The 18,994-nt window shown below is 65.5% G+C and carries 10 protein-coding genes; 4 read left to right on the top strand and 6 right to left on the bottom strand.

Features of this window, described 5'->3' with window-relative positions; genetic code table 11:
* Positions 1-184: 184 nt before the first annotated feature.
* Together CVV72_RS08025 and CVV72_RS08020 are read left to right on the top strand one after the other, a co-directional pair.
* Positions 185-6,508, top strand: coding sequence for a non-ribosomal peptide synthetase (locus CVV72_RS08025; RefSeq protein ID WP_219151768.1), 6,324 nt, complete (start codon positions 185-187; stop codon positions 6,506-6,508).
* On the top strand, positions 6,501-10,982 hold the full coding sequence (locus CVV72_RS08020; protein WP_219151767.1) for a non-ribosomal peptide synthetase: 4,482 nt from the start codon (positions 6,501-6,503) through the stop codon (positions 10,980-10,982). The genes CVV72_RS08025 and CVV72_RS08020 overlap by 8 nt, the downstream gene beginning before the upstream one ends.
* On the opposite strand, the gene CVV72_RS08015 is transcribed toward CVV72_RS08020, so the two are convergent.
* The 6 genes from CVV72_RS08015 to CVV72_RS07990 all read right to left on the bottom strand — a co-directional run bounded on the left by CVV72_RS08015 (position 10,965) and on the right by CVV72_RS07990 (position 17,056).
* Positions 10,965-11,882, bottom strand: a complete 918-nt coding sequence (locus tag CVV72_RS08015; protein WP_219151766.1) for an NAD(P)/FAD-dependent oxidoreductase — start codon at positions 11,880-11,882, stop codon at positions 10,965-10,967. The genes CVV72_RS08020 and CVV72_RS08015 overlap by 18 nt on opposite strands.
* Positions 11,883-11,958: 76 nt before the next feature.
* Entirely contained in the window at positions 11,959-13,164 is a 1,206-nt protein-coding gene (locus CVV72_RS08010; RefSeq protein ID WP_219151765.1) for a sulfurtransferase TusA family protein, read from the bottom strand.
* Positions 13,161-14,012, bottom strand: a complete 852-nt coding sequence (locus CVV72_RS08005) for a phosphate/phosphite/phosphonate ABC transporter substrate-binding protein (RefSeq protein WP_219151764.1) — start codon at positions 14,010-14,012, stop codon at positions 13,161-13,163. Before CVV72_RS08005 ends, CVV72_RS08010 begins: the two co-directional genes overlap by 4 nt.
* Positions 14,013-14,022: 10 nt before the next feature.
* On the bottom strand, positions 14,023-15,147 hold the full coding sequence (locus CVV72_RS08000; RefSeq protein WP_219151763.1) for an acyl-CoA dehydrogenase family protein: 1,125 nt from the start codon (positions 15,145-15,147) through the stop codon (positions 14,023-14,025).
* Positions 15,148-15,363: 216 nt separating this feature from the next.
* Entirely contained in the window at positions 15,364-16,119 is a 756-nt protein-coding gene (locus CVV72_RS07995) for an ABC transporter permease (protein WP_219151762.1), read from the bottom strand.
* 1 nt (position 16,120) lies between these two features.
* Positions 16,121-17,056 (bottom strand): ABC transporter ATP-binding protein, encoded by a 936-nt coding sequence (locus CVV72_RS07990; protein ID WP_219151761.1) that lies wholly within the window; start codon positions 17,054-17,056, stop codon positions 16,121-16,123.
* Between the two features lie 102 nt (positions 17,057-17,158).
* Between CVV72_RS07990 and CVV72_RS07985 the strand changes: the two genes are divergently transcribed.
* Positions 17,159-17,566, top strand: coding sequence for a MarR family winged helix-turn-helix transcriptional regulator (locus tag CVV72_RS07985; RefSeq protein WP_219151760.1), 408 nt, complete (start codon positions 17,159-17,161; stop codon positions 17,564-17,566).
* Between the two features lie 132 nt (positions 17,567-17,698).
* Positions 17,699-18,991, top strand: coding sequence for a cytochrome P450 (locus CVV72_RS07980; RefSeq protein WP_219151759.1), 1,293 nt, complete (start codon positions 17,699-17,701; stop codon positions 18,989-18,991).
* Positions 18,992-18,994 lie beyond the last annotated feature (3 nt).

The following is an 18,994-nucleotide window of genomic DNA, read 5'->3' as shown; positions in this document are numbered from 1 at the left end:
CGCCGTCCTCGGGGGACTCGTAGGCCGTCTTCTTCGCCGTGCGCGGACATGCCGGCCGGGGAGACAGATGACCACTCAGGCAGTCACCGTCCAGCTCACCGAACCGGCGCGAGCCGAGTTCCCCCAGATCCCGTTCGCCGTCGACGTCGCGGCGCTGTCCGCGACCGCACTGCTCTTGTCACGTGTGACCTCGGAGCGGCAAGTCACGTTGCGATGGACGTCCCGCACCGGCGAGGTACGGGATCTGGCGATCGAAGTGACCGCTTCGGGCTCCTGGTCCCGCCTGAATGAACAGATTCGTTCCACATTGAGCAGCCGGCCGGACAAACAGGAGCACCCTTCACCCGATTGGTTGCTCGTCTGTCAGGACGATCGGCAGGGGAAACCCTGGCTCACGATTGCCGGCCCCTTGCCTCCCGGTATGAGACTCGGCTCCCTGGGTGCCTGGATTTCCGCCATCACGATCGGCGGGTTGCGGGACCCTCATGCGCCCTTGCGTGAAGTCCCCACACTGACCGGGCCGGAGCTGGCCGAGCTCGACCGCTGGAACCACACTGAACAACGGCCGAGATCAGGCAACCGCCTCGACGAACTCGTTGAGGACCAGGTTCGGCGGCAACCGGACGCCATCGCCGTCACCTGGCCGGGCGGGTCCATGACGTATCAGGACCTCGACCATCGGAGCCGTGCCCTCGCCGACACACTTGCCCGCCACGGTGCCGGCCCCGGAGAAGTCGTCGGGATTCTCCTTCCGAGAGGTTGGCAGCAGGCGACCGCGGCCCTGGCCGTTTTGTACACCGGCGCGGCCTACGTACCCCTCGATCCGTCCTGGCCACGCGATCGCCAGGCCGACGTCCTGCGGCGATGCGAATCCCGGCTCGTCGTGACGGGACAGGCCGCGACGGGCGGCGAAGACCTTCCGGCCGAAGCGGTCCCGGTCCCGGCGAACGCCGTGCCGGCCACCCCGGGCAAGCTGCCAGCGCGCGCCGCGGACGACCTCGCCTACGTGATCTTCACTTCCGGCTCCACCGGATCCCCCAAGGGCGTGATGATCGATCATGCCGGAGCGGTCAACACGATTCTCGACATCAACGAACGATTCGCCGTCGGCCCCGCGGACCGCGTACTCGCACTGTCCTCCCTGTCCTTCGACCTGTCGGTTTACGACATTTTCGGGACGCTCGCGGCCGGCGCGACGATTGTCTGCCTCGCGGAGGACGGCTCGAAAGATCCACGACACTGGCTGGAGCGGGCCGCTTCGGCGGGTGTCACCATCTGGAACTCCGTGCCGGCTCTCCTGCAGGCCGCACTCGGTGTCGTGGCTGAGCCGAATGCGGATCTTCGCGGTCTTCGCCTCATCTTGCTCAGCGGCGATCGTATCCCCGTCGAGCTGCCTCGACGCGCGTCGTCCGAGGCTCCGCGCGCGGAGGTCATCAGCCTGGGCGGGGCAACCGAAGCGTCGATCTGGTCGATCTTCCACCCGATCGCCGACGGGCCTCGCTCCGCGACCTCCATCCCGTACGGGAGGCCGCTGACCAACCAGCAGTTCCACGTTCTCGACGAACACCTCCAGCCTCTCCCCGCCGGGGTCCCGGGCGAGCTCTACATCGGCGGGGCGGGCCTCGCGCGGGGTTACTGGCGAGCGCCGGACCTCACCGCGGCGAGCTTCCTCGAACACCCGCGGTACGGCAGGCTCTATCGCACGGGGGACCTCGGCCGGCGCTCCGACGACGGCGTGATCGATTTCCTGGGCCGCCGAGACCACCAGGTGAAAATCCGAGGCTTCCGTATCGAACTCGGCGAAGTCGAAACAGCCCTGAACAACCTCCCCCAGATCCGCGAGGCCGCCGCGGTCGTCCACCGGAACAACATCGGCGAACCCACACTCGTGGCGCACGTCGTACCCGCTCCCCTGTCGAGCGAGCAGCAAGTGACCTCGATGTGGCGTCACGCCTTCGAGCAGACCTACGCCGCGGTGGACTTCACCGGCGAGCATCCCGAATTCACGGGATGGAACAGCGCGTATACAGGTGAACCGTTCCCAGTACCCGAAATGGAGGCGTGGGCCGACACGATCGCGAAGATCGTCTTGGAGGAACCGCCGCGGCGAGTGCTAGAGATCGGCTGTGGCACCGGCATTCTCGTGCGGCGGCTGGCAGCGCACGCGGACAGCTACCGTGCCGTCGATCCCACTTCGGCCGCGCTCGCCCAGGTCCGGGCGTGGCTCGACGAGCATCCGGCCGAGGTAGTCCTGAGCCGGCATGCCGCGCATGAACTCGCCGTGCTGCCGAGCGGCTCTGCTGACACCGTGGTGATCAATTCGGTGGTTCAGTACTTCCCGACGGCCGGCTACTTGGTCGACGTCCTGGCCGAGATCATCCGGATCACCGCGGCCGGCGGGCGGATCATCATCGGCGACGTCCGCCACCGGGGCCTGCTCCGGCTCCTCTACGCAGACATCGAACTCAGTCACGCATCGGGTGCCGAACCGTTGTGTGACTTGCGGAAGCGGATCGACGACCGTGCAGCCACCGAGCACGAACTGGCCATTGACCCGGCCTTCTTCCCCGCGTTGCGACGACTGTCCGACCGTGTCGGCTCAATCGACGTGCGACCGCGCGAGGAGATCGGTCCCGCCGAGTTGCACAAGTACCGGTACGACGTCGTCATCAGCCTCGACAGCGTCGACCACCTGGGGCTGAACGACACCTCCACGGCTTTCGAGGTCCGACTCGGTCGCGAACGAGCCTTGCTCGACCTCGTCGAGACCGGCGAGGACAGCATGACCGTCGCCGAGCTGACCGCCGCAGTGAACACTGCGCAGGTGGCCGGCCGTCCGCCTGCCCCGGCCCCAAGTGAGCTCTCACAGCGAGCCGCATGGGAGGACTTCACCAATCTCCCCCGGCCGCAGGCTTTGGAGCGCCCGCTCGTCCGTATGTGGCGCGAAATCCTCGAACGGAAGCTTCCTGACTACCTGATCCCTTCCCTGTTCGTTCTGGAAAGGGAACTGCCGCTCAACGACAACGGCAAGGTCGACCGAGGGCGACTGAACGTGCCAACCGGGCGCCGCCCGCAGGGTGCTCCACCGGAGACAGCCGATCAGCTCGCCGTCGCCGAAGCATGGAGTGAAGCACTCGACCTCGACGACTTCGGGATCGACGACAACTTCCTCGAACTGGGCGGCACCTCCCTCTCCGCGACAGTCGCACTCCACCACCTGGCTGCACGGGGATACCACCTCAGCCCTGAAGACTTCTTCCGGGCCCCCACGCTCGCCGATCAGGCCGCGCTCCTCACCAAGACCGACAGCGACCACCTCGTCGTCACCAAGCGGACCGTGTTTCCGCTGAGCGATACACAAGCGGCCCTTCTCGCCGCGAGTCTCGCTGATCCAGACGCCACAACCTACGTTGTTCACAGCCGCTATCGAGTAGACGGCGCGGTCAGTACCGACGACCTGCACACCGCCTGGAACGACCTGCACGTGAAGCATCCGTTGCTGGGCGCAACCATTACCTGGGACGACGACGGCCGGCCACAGTTCGACCTTTCCCGGCCCCAGGTCGTTCCGTGGCAACTAGCCGATCTACGCGGTCTCAGCGAGCCCAGGGCGAAGTCCGCCGAGGCCGAGCGGTTACGAATCGCTTGGCAGGCACGACCACTGAACACCGACGAGGACGGACTCGCCGAGGCGCTTCTGATTCGTCTCGACGACGAGCGCAGCGAGATCCTGTGGCGAATGCATCACGTCGTCTTGGACGGCTGGTCGCTCGCGATCTCGGAACGCGACTTCTGGCAGTTCTACGAAGCCAGGCGGCTGGGTCATGAAGGCGCGATCGGTTCATCGCCGACGCAGGGCCGCTACCTCGCGTGGTGTGATCAACGGGACTACGAAGTCGAAAACACGTTCTGGACGAGAACGCTTGATGGTGCCCAACCTCACCGTTTCCCGCTTGTCGCCGACAGACCGGGCGGTGCGCACGAACGGCTCACGGTCCACATCGGCGAGTCGTCGATTGAGGAGCTGGTACAGCTGGCCAGGGCCCACCGCCTGACGATCACGACGATTCTGCACGGCGCGTGGGCGGTGCTCCTGTCGCGATACACCGGATCGGCGGAAGTCGTCTTCGGAATCACCTCTGCCGGGCGTCCGCCCGAGATCTCAGGTATCGACGAGTCCGTCGGCAGCTACGTCGTGACGCTTCCCTTGCGGACGACCGTCCCACGGTCTCGCTCCGCCGCCGCATGGCTTTCCGACCTTCAAGAACACCGCCTGCGTTGCCAGTCCCACGAGCACGCGTCGCCGAGCGCATACAGCCGAACGGGACAGTCCCACGGTGCCCCGCTCTTCGACACCGCGGTCATCACCGACAACCATCCGGCGAACCGGACCCGCTGGCGGTCCGGTGATCTCGACATCGTCCGCACCTCAGTGGCCACCCGCACGCAGTGGCCACTCACCTTGTTCCTCGAGACCGATCCTCGGCCGCGGCTGGTCCTGCAATTCGACTCGAGCCGGGTCACTGGCGACCAGGCGGCACAGATCAGCCGCCACCTGGCCGCTCTGCTCAGAGAAGTCGTCCATCGGCCCGACACCGGCCTCAGCGAGCTGAAGATGCTCGATTCACACGACCAACGACCACTGGAAGGCCACAGCACCGAACCACCTCACCTCCCCGTCGACCTCCAGATCGCCGCCCAAGCGATTTCGTCACCCGACGCCGTTGCGGTCACGACCTCCGAGGAAGACATGACGTACCGGCGTCTGGAAGCCCGCGTCCGCGCTCTCGCTGACGACCTCCGGGCATACGGATTCGGCCCCGGCTCCCTCATCGGTGTGTGTCTACGCCGGCGAGCGGATCTCATCATCGCGCTGCTGGCGGTCCTCCGCTGTGGCGGCGCCTATCTGCCGCTCGACCCGGACCACCCGCCGACCCGGTTGTCCCTCCAGTTAGAGGATTCCAACGCCGACGCCGTGCTCGCCGACGCGACCACCCACCACCTCCTGGAGACCACGCGGCACATCATCGACATCGATGTACCGGCTCAGCAGTCTCCTCCCGCGCCGGCGGCTAGACGCAGCATGGACGACACGGCTTATGTCGTCTACACGTCCGGTTCGACCGGCCACCCGAAGGCAGTCGAGATCAGCCACAGCGCACTCTCGAACGCGTTGTCGTCCCTCCATTGCGAACCGGGGATCGACGCGAGCGACCGACTCCTGGCCATCACGACAGTCGCGTTCGACATCGCGGCGCTCGAACTGTTCCTGCCCCTCGTAGCCGGAGCGCGGGTGGTCCTCGCCAAGCCACACGTGACACGAGACGCCACTGCGCTGGCCGAGGCTTTTCATGACCACGAGATCACGTTGTTGCAGGCAACGCCCACGACCTGGCGGATGCTGATCGCCGACGGGTGGATGGGCACTCACCGGTTGCGTGGCTGGTGCGGCGGCGAACAGATGTCGCCGGATCTGGCCGACGCACTGCTGAGGAGAACCACCCGACTCTGGAACCTGTACGGACCGACCGAAACGACCATCTGGTCACTCGCTCATCGTGTCGAGCCGGGCGACAAGGCCGTGCCGCTCGGGAGGCCGCTGGCCAATACGCGAGCGCACGTCATGGACACGGCGCTGAGTCCCGTACCTCGTGGCGCTATCGGCGAGCTCTGCTTGGAAGGGCTCGGACTCGCGCACGGCTACCGAAACCGGCCGGATCTCACCCGGGATGTCTTCGTCCACCACCCCCACACCGGGGTTCGGCTGTATCGGACCGGCGATTACGTCTGGTACCGCCCTGACGGCCAGCTGGAGTTCCTGGGCCGCCGCGACGAACAGGTGAAGTTCCGCGGTGCCAGGATCGAGCCGGCGGAGATCGAGTCCGCACTGCGGAAACATCCCCGCATCGAAGACAGCGTCGTCGTGGTGCGCGACGACCGTCTCGTCGGCTACGTCCTGACACCCGGCGACAAGCCCTCGACATCGGCCATACGGCGCTTCCTGGGTTCGACGCTCCCCCGTGCCATGATCCCGTCGGCCTTCGTGTTCGTCGCTGACATTCCCCTTACGCTCAATGGAAAGGTAGACCGCCGGGCACTTCCTGCCCCGATCTCACGGACGGAAGACAGAGACAGCGACGACGCTCCGCGCACTGCCGAGGAGCGATTGCTGACGACGGTCTGGGCCGACGTACTGAACGTCGGGCACGTCGGCGTCCACGACGATTTCTTCGACCTGGGAGGGGACTCCATCACGGCGTTGCAGATCGTCATCCAAACCCGGCGGCACGGTCTCACTGGATCGCAACGGCAACTCTTCGACCACCCCACCGTAGCCGGCTTCGCATCCGTCCTCGTTCGGACGCGGCACGACGGCGAAGCGACTCGGCCGGACACCGGCGTCGACGAACCTCCGGACAAGGACTTCCCGCTGGCGGGGCTGAGCGCCACCGCCCTCGCAGACGTACTTTCCTTACTGGACCGCCGCAAAGGACGTCCCCATGGCTGATGTCGAGGATCTCTACCCGCTGACCCTCCCGCAGCAAGGAATGCTCTTCCACACCCTCAGCGCCACGGACCAGGAGATCTACCGGGAACAGGTCGTTTGGAGCCTGTCCGGTCGGGTCGATTCCCCGCTGCTCGCCGAAGCCTGGCAACAAGTCGTCGAAGCCAACACCGTGCTTCGCACCAGCTTCGTGTGGGAAGTCACGGAAACCCCGCTCCAGGCGGTACATCGCACCGTTGTGGCCGACCTCCATCAGCACGATTGGAGCCGAATCCCTACCGCACAGCGAGCGGACCGCTTGCAGGAGTTCGTCGACAGCATTCCTGCCCTTGACCTCGAGTACGCTCCGCTCGTACGCCTGGATCTGATCCAGCTCGGACCGGCCGAAAACTGGCTGGTGTGGACTTGCCATCATGGAATTCTCGATGGGTGGAGTGTCGGCGAACTCCGACGCGAGCTCATTGGCGTGCACAACGACTTGTGCGCCGGGAAAAAGCCCACATCGTCGTCGCGTCCACCGTTCCGTGACCATGTGGCCTGGCTCAAAAATCAGGACATGACCGCCGGCAGGGAATTCTGGCGCGAGCGAATGCGGGGCTTCGCCACGCCGTTGCGGCTTCCGGACGGCTTCGAACCCGATCCCGCCGGCGGGCATTCCTCCGTGCAGATCGCACTGTCATCCAACGAAACGCAGATCCTGCAGGAGCTGTGCCGTTCCGAGAGACTCACGCCGAGCACCTTGGTACAAGGCGCCTGGGCGGTCTTGCTCCACCGCTACACGGGTGCCGACGATGTGGTCTTCGGCGTCACGAGCGCCGGGCGCCCTCTCGGCCTGCCGCGGGTCGAAGTGATGGTCGGCCCGTTCGTCACCACTACCCCGCTCAGGACCACCGTCGCCGCCGAGCAGGTCGACGACTGGCTGCACCACCTGCAGCGCGATCAGCTCGAAGCCATGGAGCACGAACATGTCGCGCTCCTCGACATCCACGCATACACCGACGTACCCCGCGGCGTGCCGCTGTTCGAGACCGTGCTCGCCTTCGAGAACCACCTCACGGACGCGACGGCCGAGGAAACGGTCGGTGCGATCAGCGTCGGAACGGTGCTGAGCAGTGGTGTCACCAACTATCCCCTGACCGTGGTGATCACGGCCGGCCGGCAGCTCCGCTTCCGGATCACCTATGACCGGTCCCGGTTCGACCGCCCGTGGATGCTGCGTCTCGCGAGCCATCTGCGCACCATCCTCACCGGCATGGTCGGTGATCTGCGACAGCTCACCTCGGAGCTGGTGATGCTGAGCGCCGAAGAACTCGCCCAGCAGGAAACCTGGAACGCGACAACGATCGAGCGGACAGATCAACGGTTGGACGACCTCTTCCTCCGGCAGGCCGCCACAACCCCGCAGGCTGTCGCCGTGATCGACGCCGAGCGGACCTTGACCTATGCCGACCTCGAGCGGCACTCGGCCGCCCTGGCGAACCAGCTGGCCGACCACGGGGCCGCCCGGGATCAGCTGGTCGGTGTCATCCTCGACCGAGGGTGGCGGCAGGTGGTTGCGGTGGTGGCGGTGCTCCGCGCCGGCGGCGCCTATCTCCCGATCGATCCACGGTGGCCGGCGGCCCGCCGCGCCGACCTGCTCGACCGCGGTGGATGCAAGGTCGCCATCGTGGAGCCCGGCGGCCGCGACCTCGGGGACATCCAAGCCTTGACCGTTCCCGCGGACCCCGCCGAAACCAGGTCGTCGGCGTCGATCGACACCGGCGCGCCTTCCGATCTCGCCTACGTGATCTTCACGTCGGGCTCGACGGGAGTACCGAAAGGCGTCGCGATCGAACACCGAGCCGCCGCCAACACGATCCTCGACATCAACGAGCGGCACCAGGTGAATACCGGCGATCGAGTCCTCAACCTTTCCGCGTTGACGTTCGATCTGTCGGTTTACGATATTTTCGGCGCCCTCGCGGCGGGCGCGGCAGTTGTGCTGCCGGAACCGTCGGCGGCACGAGAGCCCGCCCGCTGGTCGGAGTGGATCACCGATCACGGCGTGACCATCTGGAACTCGGTACCCGCTGTGCTGGACGTTTTGGTCGACCACGCCCAGAACGCGGCACCAGACTTCAGCTCGGTCCGGCTCGCGTTGCTGAGCGGTGACTGGATTCCCGTCTCGTTGCCCGGCCGATTCCGCAAACTGGCACCCGACGCCGCGGTCGTAAGCCTGGGCGGGGCGACCGAAGCGTCGATCTGGTCGATCAGCTATCCGATCGACCAGGTGGACACGACGTGGGATTCCATCCCCTACGGCACGCCGCTCGACAACCAACGGTTCCGGATTTTGAACGCCGCGCTCGAGCCGGTCCCCGCCGGAGTGCCGGGCGAACTCTGCATCGCAGGCCGAGGTTTGGCCCGCGAGTACTGGCGGGACGGTGATCGCACCAGAGCCGCCTTCGTCTCCTGCCCGCTCACCGGCGAACGGATCTACCGAACAGGTGACCTCGGCCGCTATGACCGCGAAGGAGTCATCCGCTTCCTCGGAAGGCTGGACGGCCAGGTCAAGATCCACGGATTCCGCATCGAACCGGGTGAAGTCGAAGCGGCCCTGCTCGAACACCCCAGCGTGGCCGCCGTGACGGTCATCGCCCGAGGACAGACCGACAAACGCCTGGTCGCCTACGTCGTCACGCCGACCGCCGTATCCGGCAAGAAACTCCGCGACCACCTCACCGAACGCCTGCCGCAATACCTCATTCCCGCGGTCTTCGTGCCGCTGGAGGAACTTCCCCTCAGTGCCAACGGCAAGGTCGACCGCTCAGCCCTGCCCGCGCTGACCCGGCCATCCTCGCCTGCCGCGATGCGGGCGACCCCTCCGAGAACCGAACTGGAAGCCCGGCTGGCGTCCGTCTGGGCCTCGACCCTCGGTGTCGACGAGGTCGGGCTCGAGGACAACTTCTTCGAGTTGGGTGGTGACTCGCTGACCAGCATGCGGCTCGCCTCCGCGCTGCACCGCGACGGCATCGACGTCCCGATCGGCACGATCTTCGACAAACCCACCGTCGGCGAACTCTCCGATTACCTCGAGCGGAAGCTGCCTGCCGATGGACTTCCGCCGGTGCCCCACATCGACCGTGCCGAACCCGTCGCCCTGACCTTCGCGCAGGAAATGATCCAGATTCTGAACGCGATGACGCCGGGAAACACCCAGTACGTCCCGCGCATGTCTCTGTCGTTCCACGGTTCCTTGGATCTCTCCGCGTTACGCCAGGCCTTATCCGCTCTGACGACCAGGCACCCCGCGCTCCGTTCCACGTTCGAACAGGGCGCGAACGGGCAAATCGTGCAGCGAGTGCTGGACGAAGTCGCGACGCCTGTCGTCGAGTACGACCTCACCGGCCTTCCCGCGGATGCCGCCATGAGTGAAGTGGCGCGCATTCTCGGCGATGACGTAGTGGCCACGTTCGACCCGCTGGCGGATCGCCCGCTTCACCGCGCGGCGCTCGTGAAGATCACGGACGAGCATTTCGTCCTGCACCTAGGACTGGACCACATGGTGTGTGACGGCTGGTCGATGATGCTGCTGCATCGTGACCTGCTGGAGCTCTACCGTGGCGCAGTGATCGGTCTGCCGGCGGAGCTACCACCGCTGTCGGTCGACTACCTCGACTTCGCTGCCTGGCAACGCGTTCACCTCAGTGGTGACCGTCTCCAAGCGACCGCCGACTACTGGCGCCGTCGTATGGCTGGTGCGCCACCCATGCAGCTCCCGAGCTCCAAGCCTCCGGTGCCGCTCAACGAGATGCGGGGTCGTGTCCACCCGGTGGCCTTCGAGGCGGAAATCCTTGACGCCGCCACCGGCCTGGCTCGGCGCGAGCGGACGACGGTTTTCGCCGTACTGATGGCCGCTGTCCAGGCGATGGTGTGGGCCAGGGTCCGGGAGGATGTGATCACCGTTTCGGCGCCGGTGGGCGGGCGGACGCGGCCGGAGCTGGAGAACGTGGTCGGCTGTTTCGTTCACGGCATGATGTTCCCGACGAGCCTCGTGGGCAGCCCTTCGTTCGCGGAGGTCGTAGGACGAGTCCGTGATGGCATGCGTGAGGCCTGGGATCACCAGACACTGCCGTTGACCGAAATGGCGTCGATCTCCGAGTTCGCCACCGTCAACAACATGGGCACCCAGGGCATCGCGCTCGAGTGGGTCGACGATCAGACCGGAACCGTGCGGCTGCCCGGTCTCGCTGGCCCGGTCGACGTCGCGCCGTGGTGGCCTGACCGTTCGGGCGAAGTGGACATGCCTCCCGCCGACCTGTTCATCTACCTGCACAGGCGGCCGTCTGACGGTTCTCTCGCCGGCGAATTCATGTACAACGCCGCCCGCTTCGACGTACCGGAGATCGAGGCGGTGTACCGACACTTGCGCGCGATTCTGGCCCGCGGCACCCACCGGCCAGAAACACCACTAGCCGAACTAGCCGAACTCGAGTGAGGTGAAGAACAACTCCCGGTTGACCGCGATCGCCGCCAGTACGCCGTCGCCCATCGCGGTCGCCACGAAAGTGAGGCCCGGCTCCTGGGTTTGCCTCCTCGCCATGTCCCCGACGGCGTGGACACCGTCGATGGACGTCTTCCCCAGTTCATCCACGGCGACGGTTCCGTCGTCGTGCAGATCACAGCCGAGGTCGGCGGGCAGATTGCTGCGCTGGCGAGTGGGTGCCTGGACGAATAGCGCATCGCGGGTGACGACCTGCCCGTCTTCGAACTCGATGGTTCCGAGGCCCGGACCGTCTCCACCGAGCCGGACGACCTTGCCCGGGTGAACCCGGACTCCGGCGGAGTTGAGTGTGACGTACTGGGACTCGTACAGCTCGACGCCGTTCACGCAGAACAGTACGTCTTTGCTCCACTGTGTCAGGTGGGCAGCCATGTAGGCGTCCAGGACGGACAGCGCGACGACCGCCAAGGCACCGCCTGAAACCTCCCAACCATGGCAGTACGGGCAGTGCAAGACCGAACGTCCCCAGCGTTCGGAGAGGCCCTCGATCGCCCGGAGATCGTCCGTGACCCCGGTGGCCAGGATCAGGCGCCGCCCTCCGACGATCTCGCCGCTCCCCAGCTGGATGACGAAATCGCCGCGTCCCCCATCGACGGTGACGGCGCTGTCGCGGCGAACGGTCACACTCGAATACTTCTCGAGCTCGGCCCTCGCCTCGCGGGCGAAGTCCCCGGGCGGCGTGCCGTCGCGGCTCACCACCCCGTGAACGGCTTCGGCGGAGGCGTTCCGCGGCTCTCCTCCCGCGATCACAAGTGTGTTCCGGTGCGCTCGGCCGAGCACCTGAGCCGCGCTCAACCCCGCGATGCCGCCACCCACGACGATGACGTCGTACATATATCCCTCTTTTCCAGCGAGCAGAGGCCGTCGCGACTGCTCCGAGCAGTCGCGACGGCCTCCACCGAGCCTCGTACTACATGAAATTCTTGGTGTGCAACGCGGACAAGTCCGCGGCCTCGCTCGATGGGAAGCCGAGATGGACCAAGCGGCGTTGCCTGCCATCGTCCATTTCGGACTGCAGTTTCATGACCGCGTCGTATCCCTTGGCGATCGCCGCGGGAGTCCAGTCACCTGCCGCGAGTATCACCAGCGAGTCGAAGACATCCTGGTTGAGGCCGGAGGTATCGACCAGAGACTCGTAACGCCGCTCGACCGCCGCACGCATCCGGTGCCGAACACCTGGATCCAGCTCCGCCTGATGCTGAAGGTGCGCGACGCCGAACGCGACGTGCCTGGCCTCGTCCCGGCGCGCCATTCTGGTCACCTGGCGGGTGACCGGATCGGGCGCGTTCTTGTCGAGGAACTCCAGCAGGTTGAGGAAGCTTCCCTCGCCCAGCACCGACAACAGAAACGAGGCCATCGAGAACTCGGCCTCTTCGAGCAACGTCGACAATGACTCACGCCCGCTGACCGAGGACGTGCCCATCTCACCACCGCGCAGCAGGGCTCTGCGGGTGAAGACCTCCATGTGTCTCGCCTCGTCCGCGGCCTGGACGGCCAGCAACTGCAGCACTTCACGGAAGTGCGGATGAACCCGGGCCAGCAACTTCGACGGGATGACGAGAGCGGCCTGTTCGTTCTCGATCAGGTAGGTCATAACCTGGACGACCGCCTGCTCGATCTCCGGCTGCAGGGTGAAATCGGCCTTCCAGTCGATCGCGGTGTTCGGATCCCACTGCGCCGACGCGGCGTTGGCGTACAGCGCCGGCGCGATCTCCGCCCACACGAGATCGCGATGGGTGATGTCAAACGGTGTCTGTGGCCCACCGCTTTCGATCAGCGCACCGCGGGCGGCGAGCCCCCAGTCCGCCGGAGGATTCTCCACGATCCCGTCGATGCCCGGGGAGCCTGCGCGCTGGGCACCGGCCCACCTGTCCAGATCCGCTCGCCCGCGAACAACCCAAGCCCGGACACCGAAGTCCGTGTCGACCGCCTGGCGGACCCGGTGACCGTTCTGCCTGCACCAGGCTTCAAGGTGCACGGTCAAGGCCGGATCCGCGCCGGTGACGCCGAGTTCCTGTCCCGGGTGCATCTCCTTCAGAGCCTGCTGCACCAGAAGGTGAGCGCCGCGTTCGAAGCCGAGATTCTCCAGGTCGAGAACTCCAGGTGCTGCTGTCATGGGGTGTACTCCTCGGCAGTTACGCTGCCGCCGGCGTCGTAGAAGCTTTCCTCCTCCACCGCGGTTTCGAGCAGGGAGTAGTTGCTGCGGCGGCCCTCGTACCACATCTTCAAGCCCTCGAGGTCGAGCAGTGGCCGCACTTCCGGGTCGGCGTAGGACATCGACAGCAGAAGGTCACCGAACTTCTTGACCAAGTCGGCCGGGGCCGAGTCGATGACGCTCAGGTTGCAGTGATCATAGGTCGGAGTTTGGGCGAGAACCCGGGTGCTGCCCGCAGGCAGTGTCCCTTCCCGGCTGAACAGCAGATGGTTCACGTCGATGATGGCCGCGGCTTCGATGTCACCGGCGAGCAGAGCGCGAGCGGCATCTCGTTCGCCGCCGATGTGGTCACCATGAAGGCCCACGCCGACGTCGAAGCGTCGGATGGTGACGTCCTCACCGGGAGTCAAGCCGGCTTCGCGGAGGAACGATCGCGGGACCAGCGTCGCTTGAGGCGAGTCGATGGCGCCCAGACCGACTGCCTGTCCCTTGAGGTCGGACACCTTTTCATACGGGGAATCGCTGCGAACCAAAAAGACCGACGTGAGGTCGCGGTCTGTGTCCCGCATGACGAGTGGGCTCACGGTGCGGCCCTTCGCCTTCGCGAGGCGCTCGGTACGAAGCCACGCCAGCGGCGAGTTCCACGCCGCGTGGATCTTTCCGTCGACGAGATCCTCGACCTGCCGTTCGTAGTGCGAATAGAGGATGAAGTCGAACGGCAGCCCACGAGCCTGGAGCCAGGACCGGAATCCTCCCCAGATGGTGACCACCTTCGGGTCGTATGCGACGGCGCCCATCAACAGTGTCATTTACTTCCCCTCAGAACAGCGGCAGGCCGAGCGCGGCCCGTCCGACGAAGTCACGCAAGGCCTCAGTGGTCGGTGCCATGACGCGCGCGGCGAGCGAATCACGGAACCGGCGCTCGACGCCGAGTTCCTTCCGGAAGGCGGAACCTCCGCAGAGCCGCATGACACCGTCGGAGACCTCACTCGCCGCCTCGGCGGCGACTGCCTTCACCTGCAAGACCCGCAGAGTCGCGTCGGCGCGGCCGGAACCCAGAGCCTGCAAGGTGTCCTGCAGGAACGCGCGGACCTCGTCGACCTTGGTCAGCAGACGGGCGTACTGCGTGCGGTGATGTTCCTGTTCAGCCAGGGTTTGCTCGAGGTGAGCCAGTTGTGTGTTCTTGAGGTGCTCGCCGGCCTCGGCGATCTGTGCCTGCATCAACCCCAGCGAGAACGCGGCGTTGAGCACGAGGAAGTACGGCAGCGCGGTCTGCAGCGCGATATCCAGACCCGCACCGTCTTCACCGAGCATCGCACCCTTGGAAACCTCCACCGATTCACCCGCCACGGGGTTGGAGGCATTCCCACGAAGGCCGAGTCCGTCGAACTTTCCGCGCACGGTCAAACCATCGGAGGCGGACGGAACCGACCACAACGTCATCGACCCTTCGGCACTGATCGGCCTGCTGGACCACACATAGCTGTCCGCCTGCCCGGCCGCGGTCACCCAGCTCTTACTCGCGTTGAGTTCCACTTTTCCGTTACCGTCACTCGTCGCCGAGCTCATCGGAGCCCAGAAATGACTGCGTGAACCGGATTCCGAGAACGCCAGTGTGGTGAGATGATCCCCGGCCGCGATGGCGCGCCTGATTTCCTCGCTACCGTGCGCCTCGAGAATCGCCGTCGCGGCGTAATGCATGAGAACGACCATCGCCGTCGAACCACAGTTCGACGCGAGCTTTTCGATGACGACCGCGCCATCGGCGAGGCTTCCACTCCCGCCGCCCACATCAGCCGAACTCAACAGGCCGAGAATTCCCGCTTTCCCCAATGCTTCCACGGAATTCCGCGGGAATTCACCACTGCGGTCGGTTTCCACCGCCTGCGGGGCGACAACGTTACTGATGACAGATTCCAGCGATGCTGCATAGTCTGCGGACACGCCAGACACCACCCCATCTCGCCGAGCCGGCCCACGATGACCCCCGGGCAAAGGACAAACCCCCATGCTTTCGTTCGCCCCGCGAAACCCCTCAGCGTCCGTACTCCAAAAGTCTCTGGACGAACGTCAGACTAGCCATCGCCCAATCATGTGTCCAGGCTCACGGACGATCGAGGGAATAATGCTGCCGCACGAGTTGCCGGAGGCCTGCCATGGTCACGTGACGTCACGCCGAACTGCCAGGAAGGTGCCGGCGACCGCGAAGACTACGCCGTACGCGAGTAGCACTACTCCGCCCAGCGTCGGCGCCAAAAGATGTTGATTACTTTGGGTCACCTGAGTGAGAGCGTCTTCCGCCGCACCGGGTAAGTACTTCGTCCAGCTCTCCAACGCGGTCACCCGGGTCAGGATCGGCTCGACGATGAAGAGATAGATGAGCAGGCCAACAACCGTCGCCACTTGATCGCGGATCAGCGCCCCCAAGCCGACACCGACAGCCGCGAAAATCGCGATCGACGCCACGACGCCGGCGAAGATCTCCAGCTTGCCGTCCATGACGACGGTGATGCCCTTCGCGGAGAGCCAAGGGACCGCGACCGCGGCCACGGCGGCGAAGCAGAGGACCGCGTAGCCGATCCCGACGACGCAGTAGGTGATCAGTTTCGCGATCACGATCCGGCCGCGCTTCGGGGTCGCCAGGAATGTCGCGGTGGCGGTCTTGTGCCGGAACTCGCCGGTCAGCCCGATCGCGCCCAGAACCGCGACCAGGGTGCTCGCTCCTTGCGCGGTGGCGAAAACCGTACCCTGTCCTTCCTTTGTGGACAGAGGTGGAGTCGGATTTCCCGGACTGTCGGCGAACGCGATGGCCAGACTCGCGTACAGGACCGAGATCCCGATGGACCCGATGAGCAAGACCAGCCAAAGCCGGGTCGCGAAGAGCTTCTGAAACTCGGCGGTGATCAACCGTCCCATGTCATCCCACCCCGGGCATCGCGAGGACCCTGCCCTCGTAGCCGCCTGCTGTCAGTTCGAAGAACACGCGCTCGAGATCGCTCCGACGCTCGAACAGCTCGTGGATCTCGACACCCTCCACGAAGGCGATATGGCCGACTCGCGCCGTATCGGCACCGTTGATCTCGACCCGGCCGTCCGATGCTCGGCTGGCGTCATGGCCGGCTCGTCGCAGTGCGTCGATCAACTTGTCCGGATCGGGCGTACGAGCGACGACACCACCGGATTTCTCGGACAACTCCCCCAGCGTGCCTTGCCGGACAAGCCTGCCCTTGTTGATGATCACCGCGTGGTCGACCAGTTGTTGCATCTCGGTGAGGACATGGCTGGACACCAGGACGGTCCGTCCCTTGGCGGCGAATTCCCGGAGCAGCCCGCGCATCCAGACGATGCCTTCCGGGTCCAGCCCGTTGGCCGGTTCGTCGAGGATCATGACCTGGGGGTCGCCCAGCAGGGCCGCGGCGAGTGCGAGACGTTGTCGCATGCCCAGTGAGTATCCCTTGACCGAGCGCTTCGCCGCGGACGTCAGCCCGACGAGCTCGAGGACCTCGTCGGCACGACGCCCGGGGTAACCGTTGACCAGGCAGTACGTTTTCAAATGCTGGCGACCGCTACGGCCAGGATGGAATCCCGACGCCTCCAGAACCGCCCCGACCTGGCTATTGGGCGAGGGCATCGCGGCATAGGACACACCGTTGATCGTGGCCGAACCAGAGTCGGGTTTGACCAGCCCGACGACCATCCGCAGCGTCGTGGTCTTGCCCGCACCGTTGGGCCCCAGGAACCCGGCGACAGTGCCGGGCTCGACCGTGAAGTTGAGGTCGTCGACCGCTTTGACCGCACCGAACGCCTTCGTGAGGCCGGAGACCACGATCCTGCCGTCGCCGTTCGCTAACATACCCACGGAGGCTACTACATCGTGAAGTCCATACACAATGAACTCAGCTCCGCGTCAGGGGCGACCACTGCGCCCGCCGATGCGGACAGCACGCTGGACCGCTTGTTCGAGCTCAGCGTCTTGATGGCCGGCTACATCGAGCACTCGCTCGCCGAGCGGGGCCTGACCCGTGCACGGGCCACGGTTGTCTGGGAACTCTTCCATCGGGGCCCGATGACCCAGCGCGAGCTCAGCCAGGCGCTCAACGTCACGCCGAGGAACGTCACCGGCCTGCTCGACGCACTTCAGGAAGGTGGCTTCGTCGATCGCAATCCGCATCCGACGGACCGTAGGGCGACGATGGTGTCGATCACCGCGAAGGCCCGGCGTGCGGCGAAAGCCATGAACGAAGACCATCGGCAGTTCGCGCAGCGACTGTTCGCGGCGATGCCGCAGGACGATCTGACTCTTTTCGATGCGACTCTGACCGGCGTGCTGGCGCAACTGCGCGAGGTCACGGATAGCGACTAGGGCGCAAGCCGAGGAGCCCCGCCGTCGTCCCCGAGCCCGCGATCTCCCGTTGACGCTTTCGAACCGCGCGGATAGCCTCGGCTTCGACAGTCTTCCAAAGATCTCTGAAACATAGTCGGATGGGGCGCTGCTATGTCGATGCTCGAAGAGAAGCTGTATCCCGGCACGAAGCAGGAGGACCTCCCCTGGTCCGCCGCTGACGGTCCATCGATCATCGACATGTTCGCCGATCATGCGACGATGATGAATCCGTACCCGCTTTACCAGCGGATCCTTGCGGAACGACCGGTTCACCTGGCCGGTGATGCCATTGTTTTCACGTCGTACGACGATGTTTCCACCGTTCTGCGCTCGAACAAGGTCAGCGCGGACGACCGTAACGGCAAATCCCAGCAGAACATGGTGGCCAGCGGAGAGGTTCCGCCCGAATTGGTCTCCACCATGAACCAGCGGTCGTTCCTGCACCGAGACCCACCGGGCCACACCCGCCTTCGCGGTCTGGTCAGCGATTCCTTGAGCACCAAGCGCATGGAGACGCTACGGCCCACCGTTCAGCGGCTCGTCGACGAGTACCTGGACGCCGCTGCTGCCAAGGGCGGCTTCGAACTGATCAACGATCTCGCATTCCCGCTCCCGATCACCTTGATCAGCCAGATCATCGGCGTCGATGCCGCCGACCACCTGGGGGAGGTCAAGCCCTGGACGCGGTCGCAGCTGTGCTGCGATTTCGAAGCGCCGACCACAGCAGGCGCCTGCGCGACCTACAGCATGCAGCAGCAGGATGAGTTCACACTGTATTTCGAAGCGCAGATCGAGAAGAAGCGCAAGAACCCCGGCGACGATCTCCTGACGACGCTCATCGCCGCAGCGGATCGGGGAGAACTGACTCTCGACGAGGTCAACGACACCTGCCGGCTCCTCGTGGTGTCAGGCCACGAAACCACCGTCGGCCTGATCTCCAACGGCATGCTCGCACTGCTGCGGAATCCCGACCAACTGCGGCAGCTGCGGGAGAACCCGGTGCAGGCTCCGTCCGCGGTCGAGGAGGTTCTCCGCTACGACTCGCCGATCCAGTTCACGAGGCGCTACGCCTTGGAGGATCTGGAAATCAACGGCAGCAAGGTCACCAAGGGCCAGATGATCCTGCTGTGGCTCGGCGCCGCGAACCGTGATGGCGCGCGCTTCCCTGATCCCGACAAGTTCGACATCGTGCGAGCCAACAATCACCACCTCGAGTTCGGTGCGGGGATCCACTTCTGCCTCGGCGCTTCCCTGGCGAGGATGCAAGGCCAGATCGCACTCGCGACGATGGCGAAGAGGCTCGTCGGTCCCGAGCTTGAGGCCGATCCGCCGAAGTACATGCCCGACGCCGTCCACGCCATCGAAACGCTGCCGATCAAGTTCGAACGCATTCTTCCTGCGTAGGTC

Origin of the sequence: Amycolatopsis sp. TNS106, assembly GCF_019330265.1 — a bacterium.
Taxonomy (GTDB): Bacteria; Actinomycetota; Actinomycetes; order Mycobacteriales; family Pseudonocardiaceae; genus Amycolatopsis; species Amycolatopsis lurida.
This window is presented reverse-complemented; position numbering and strand designations above follow the sequence as displayed.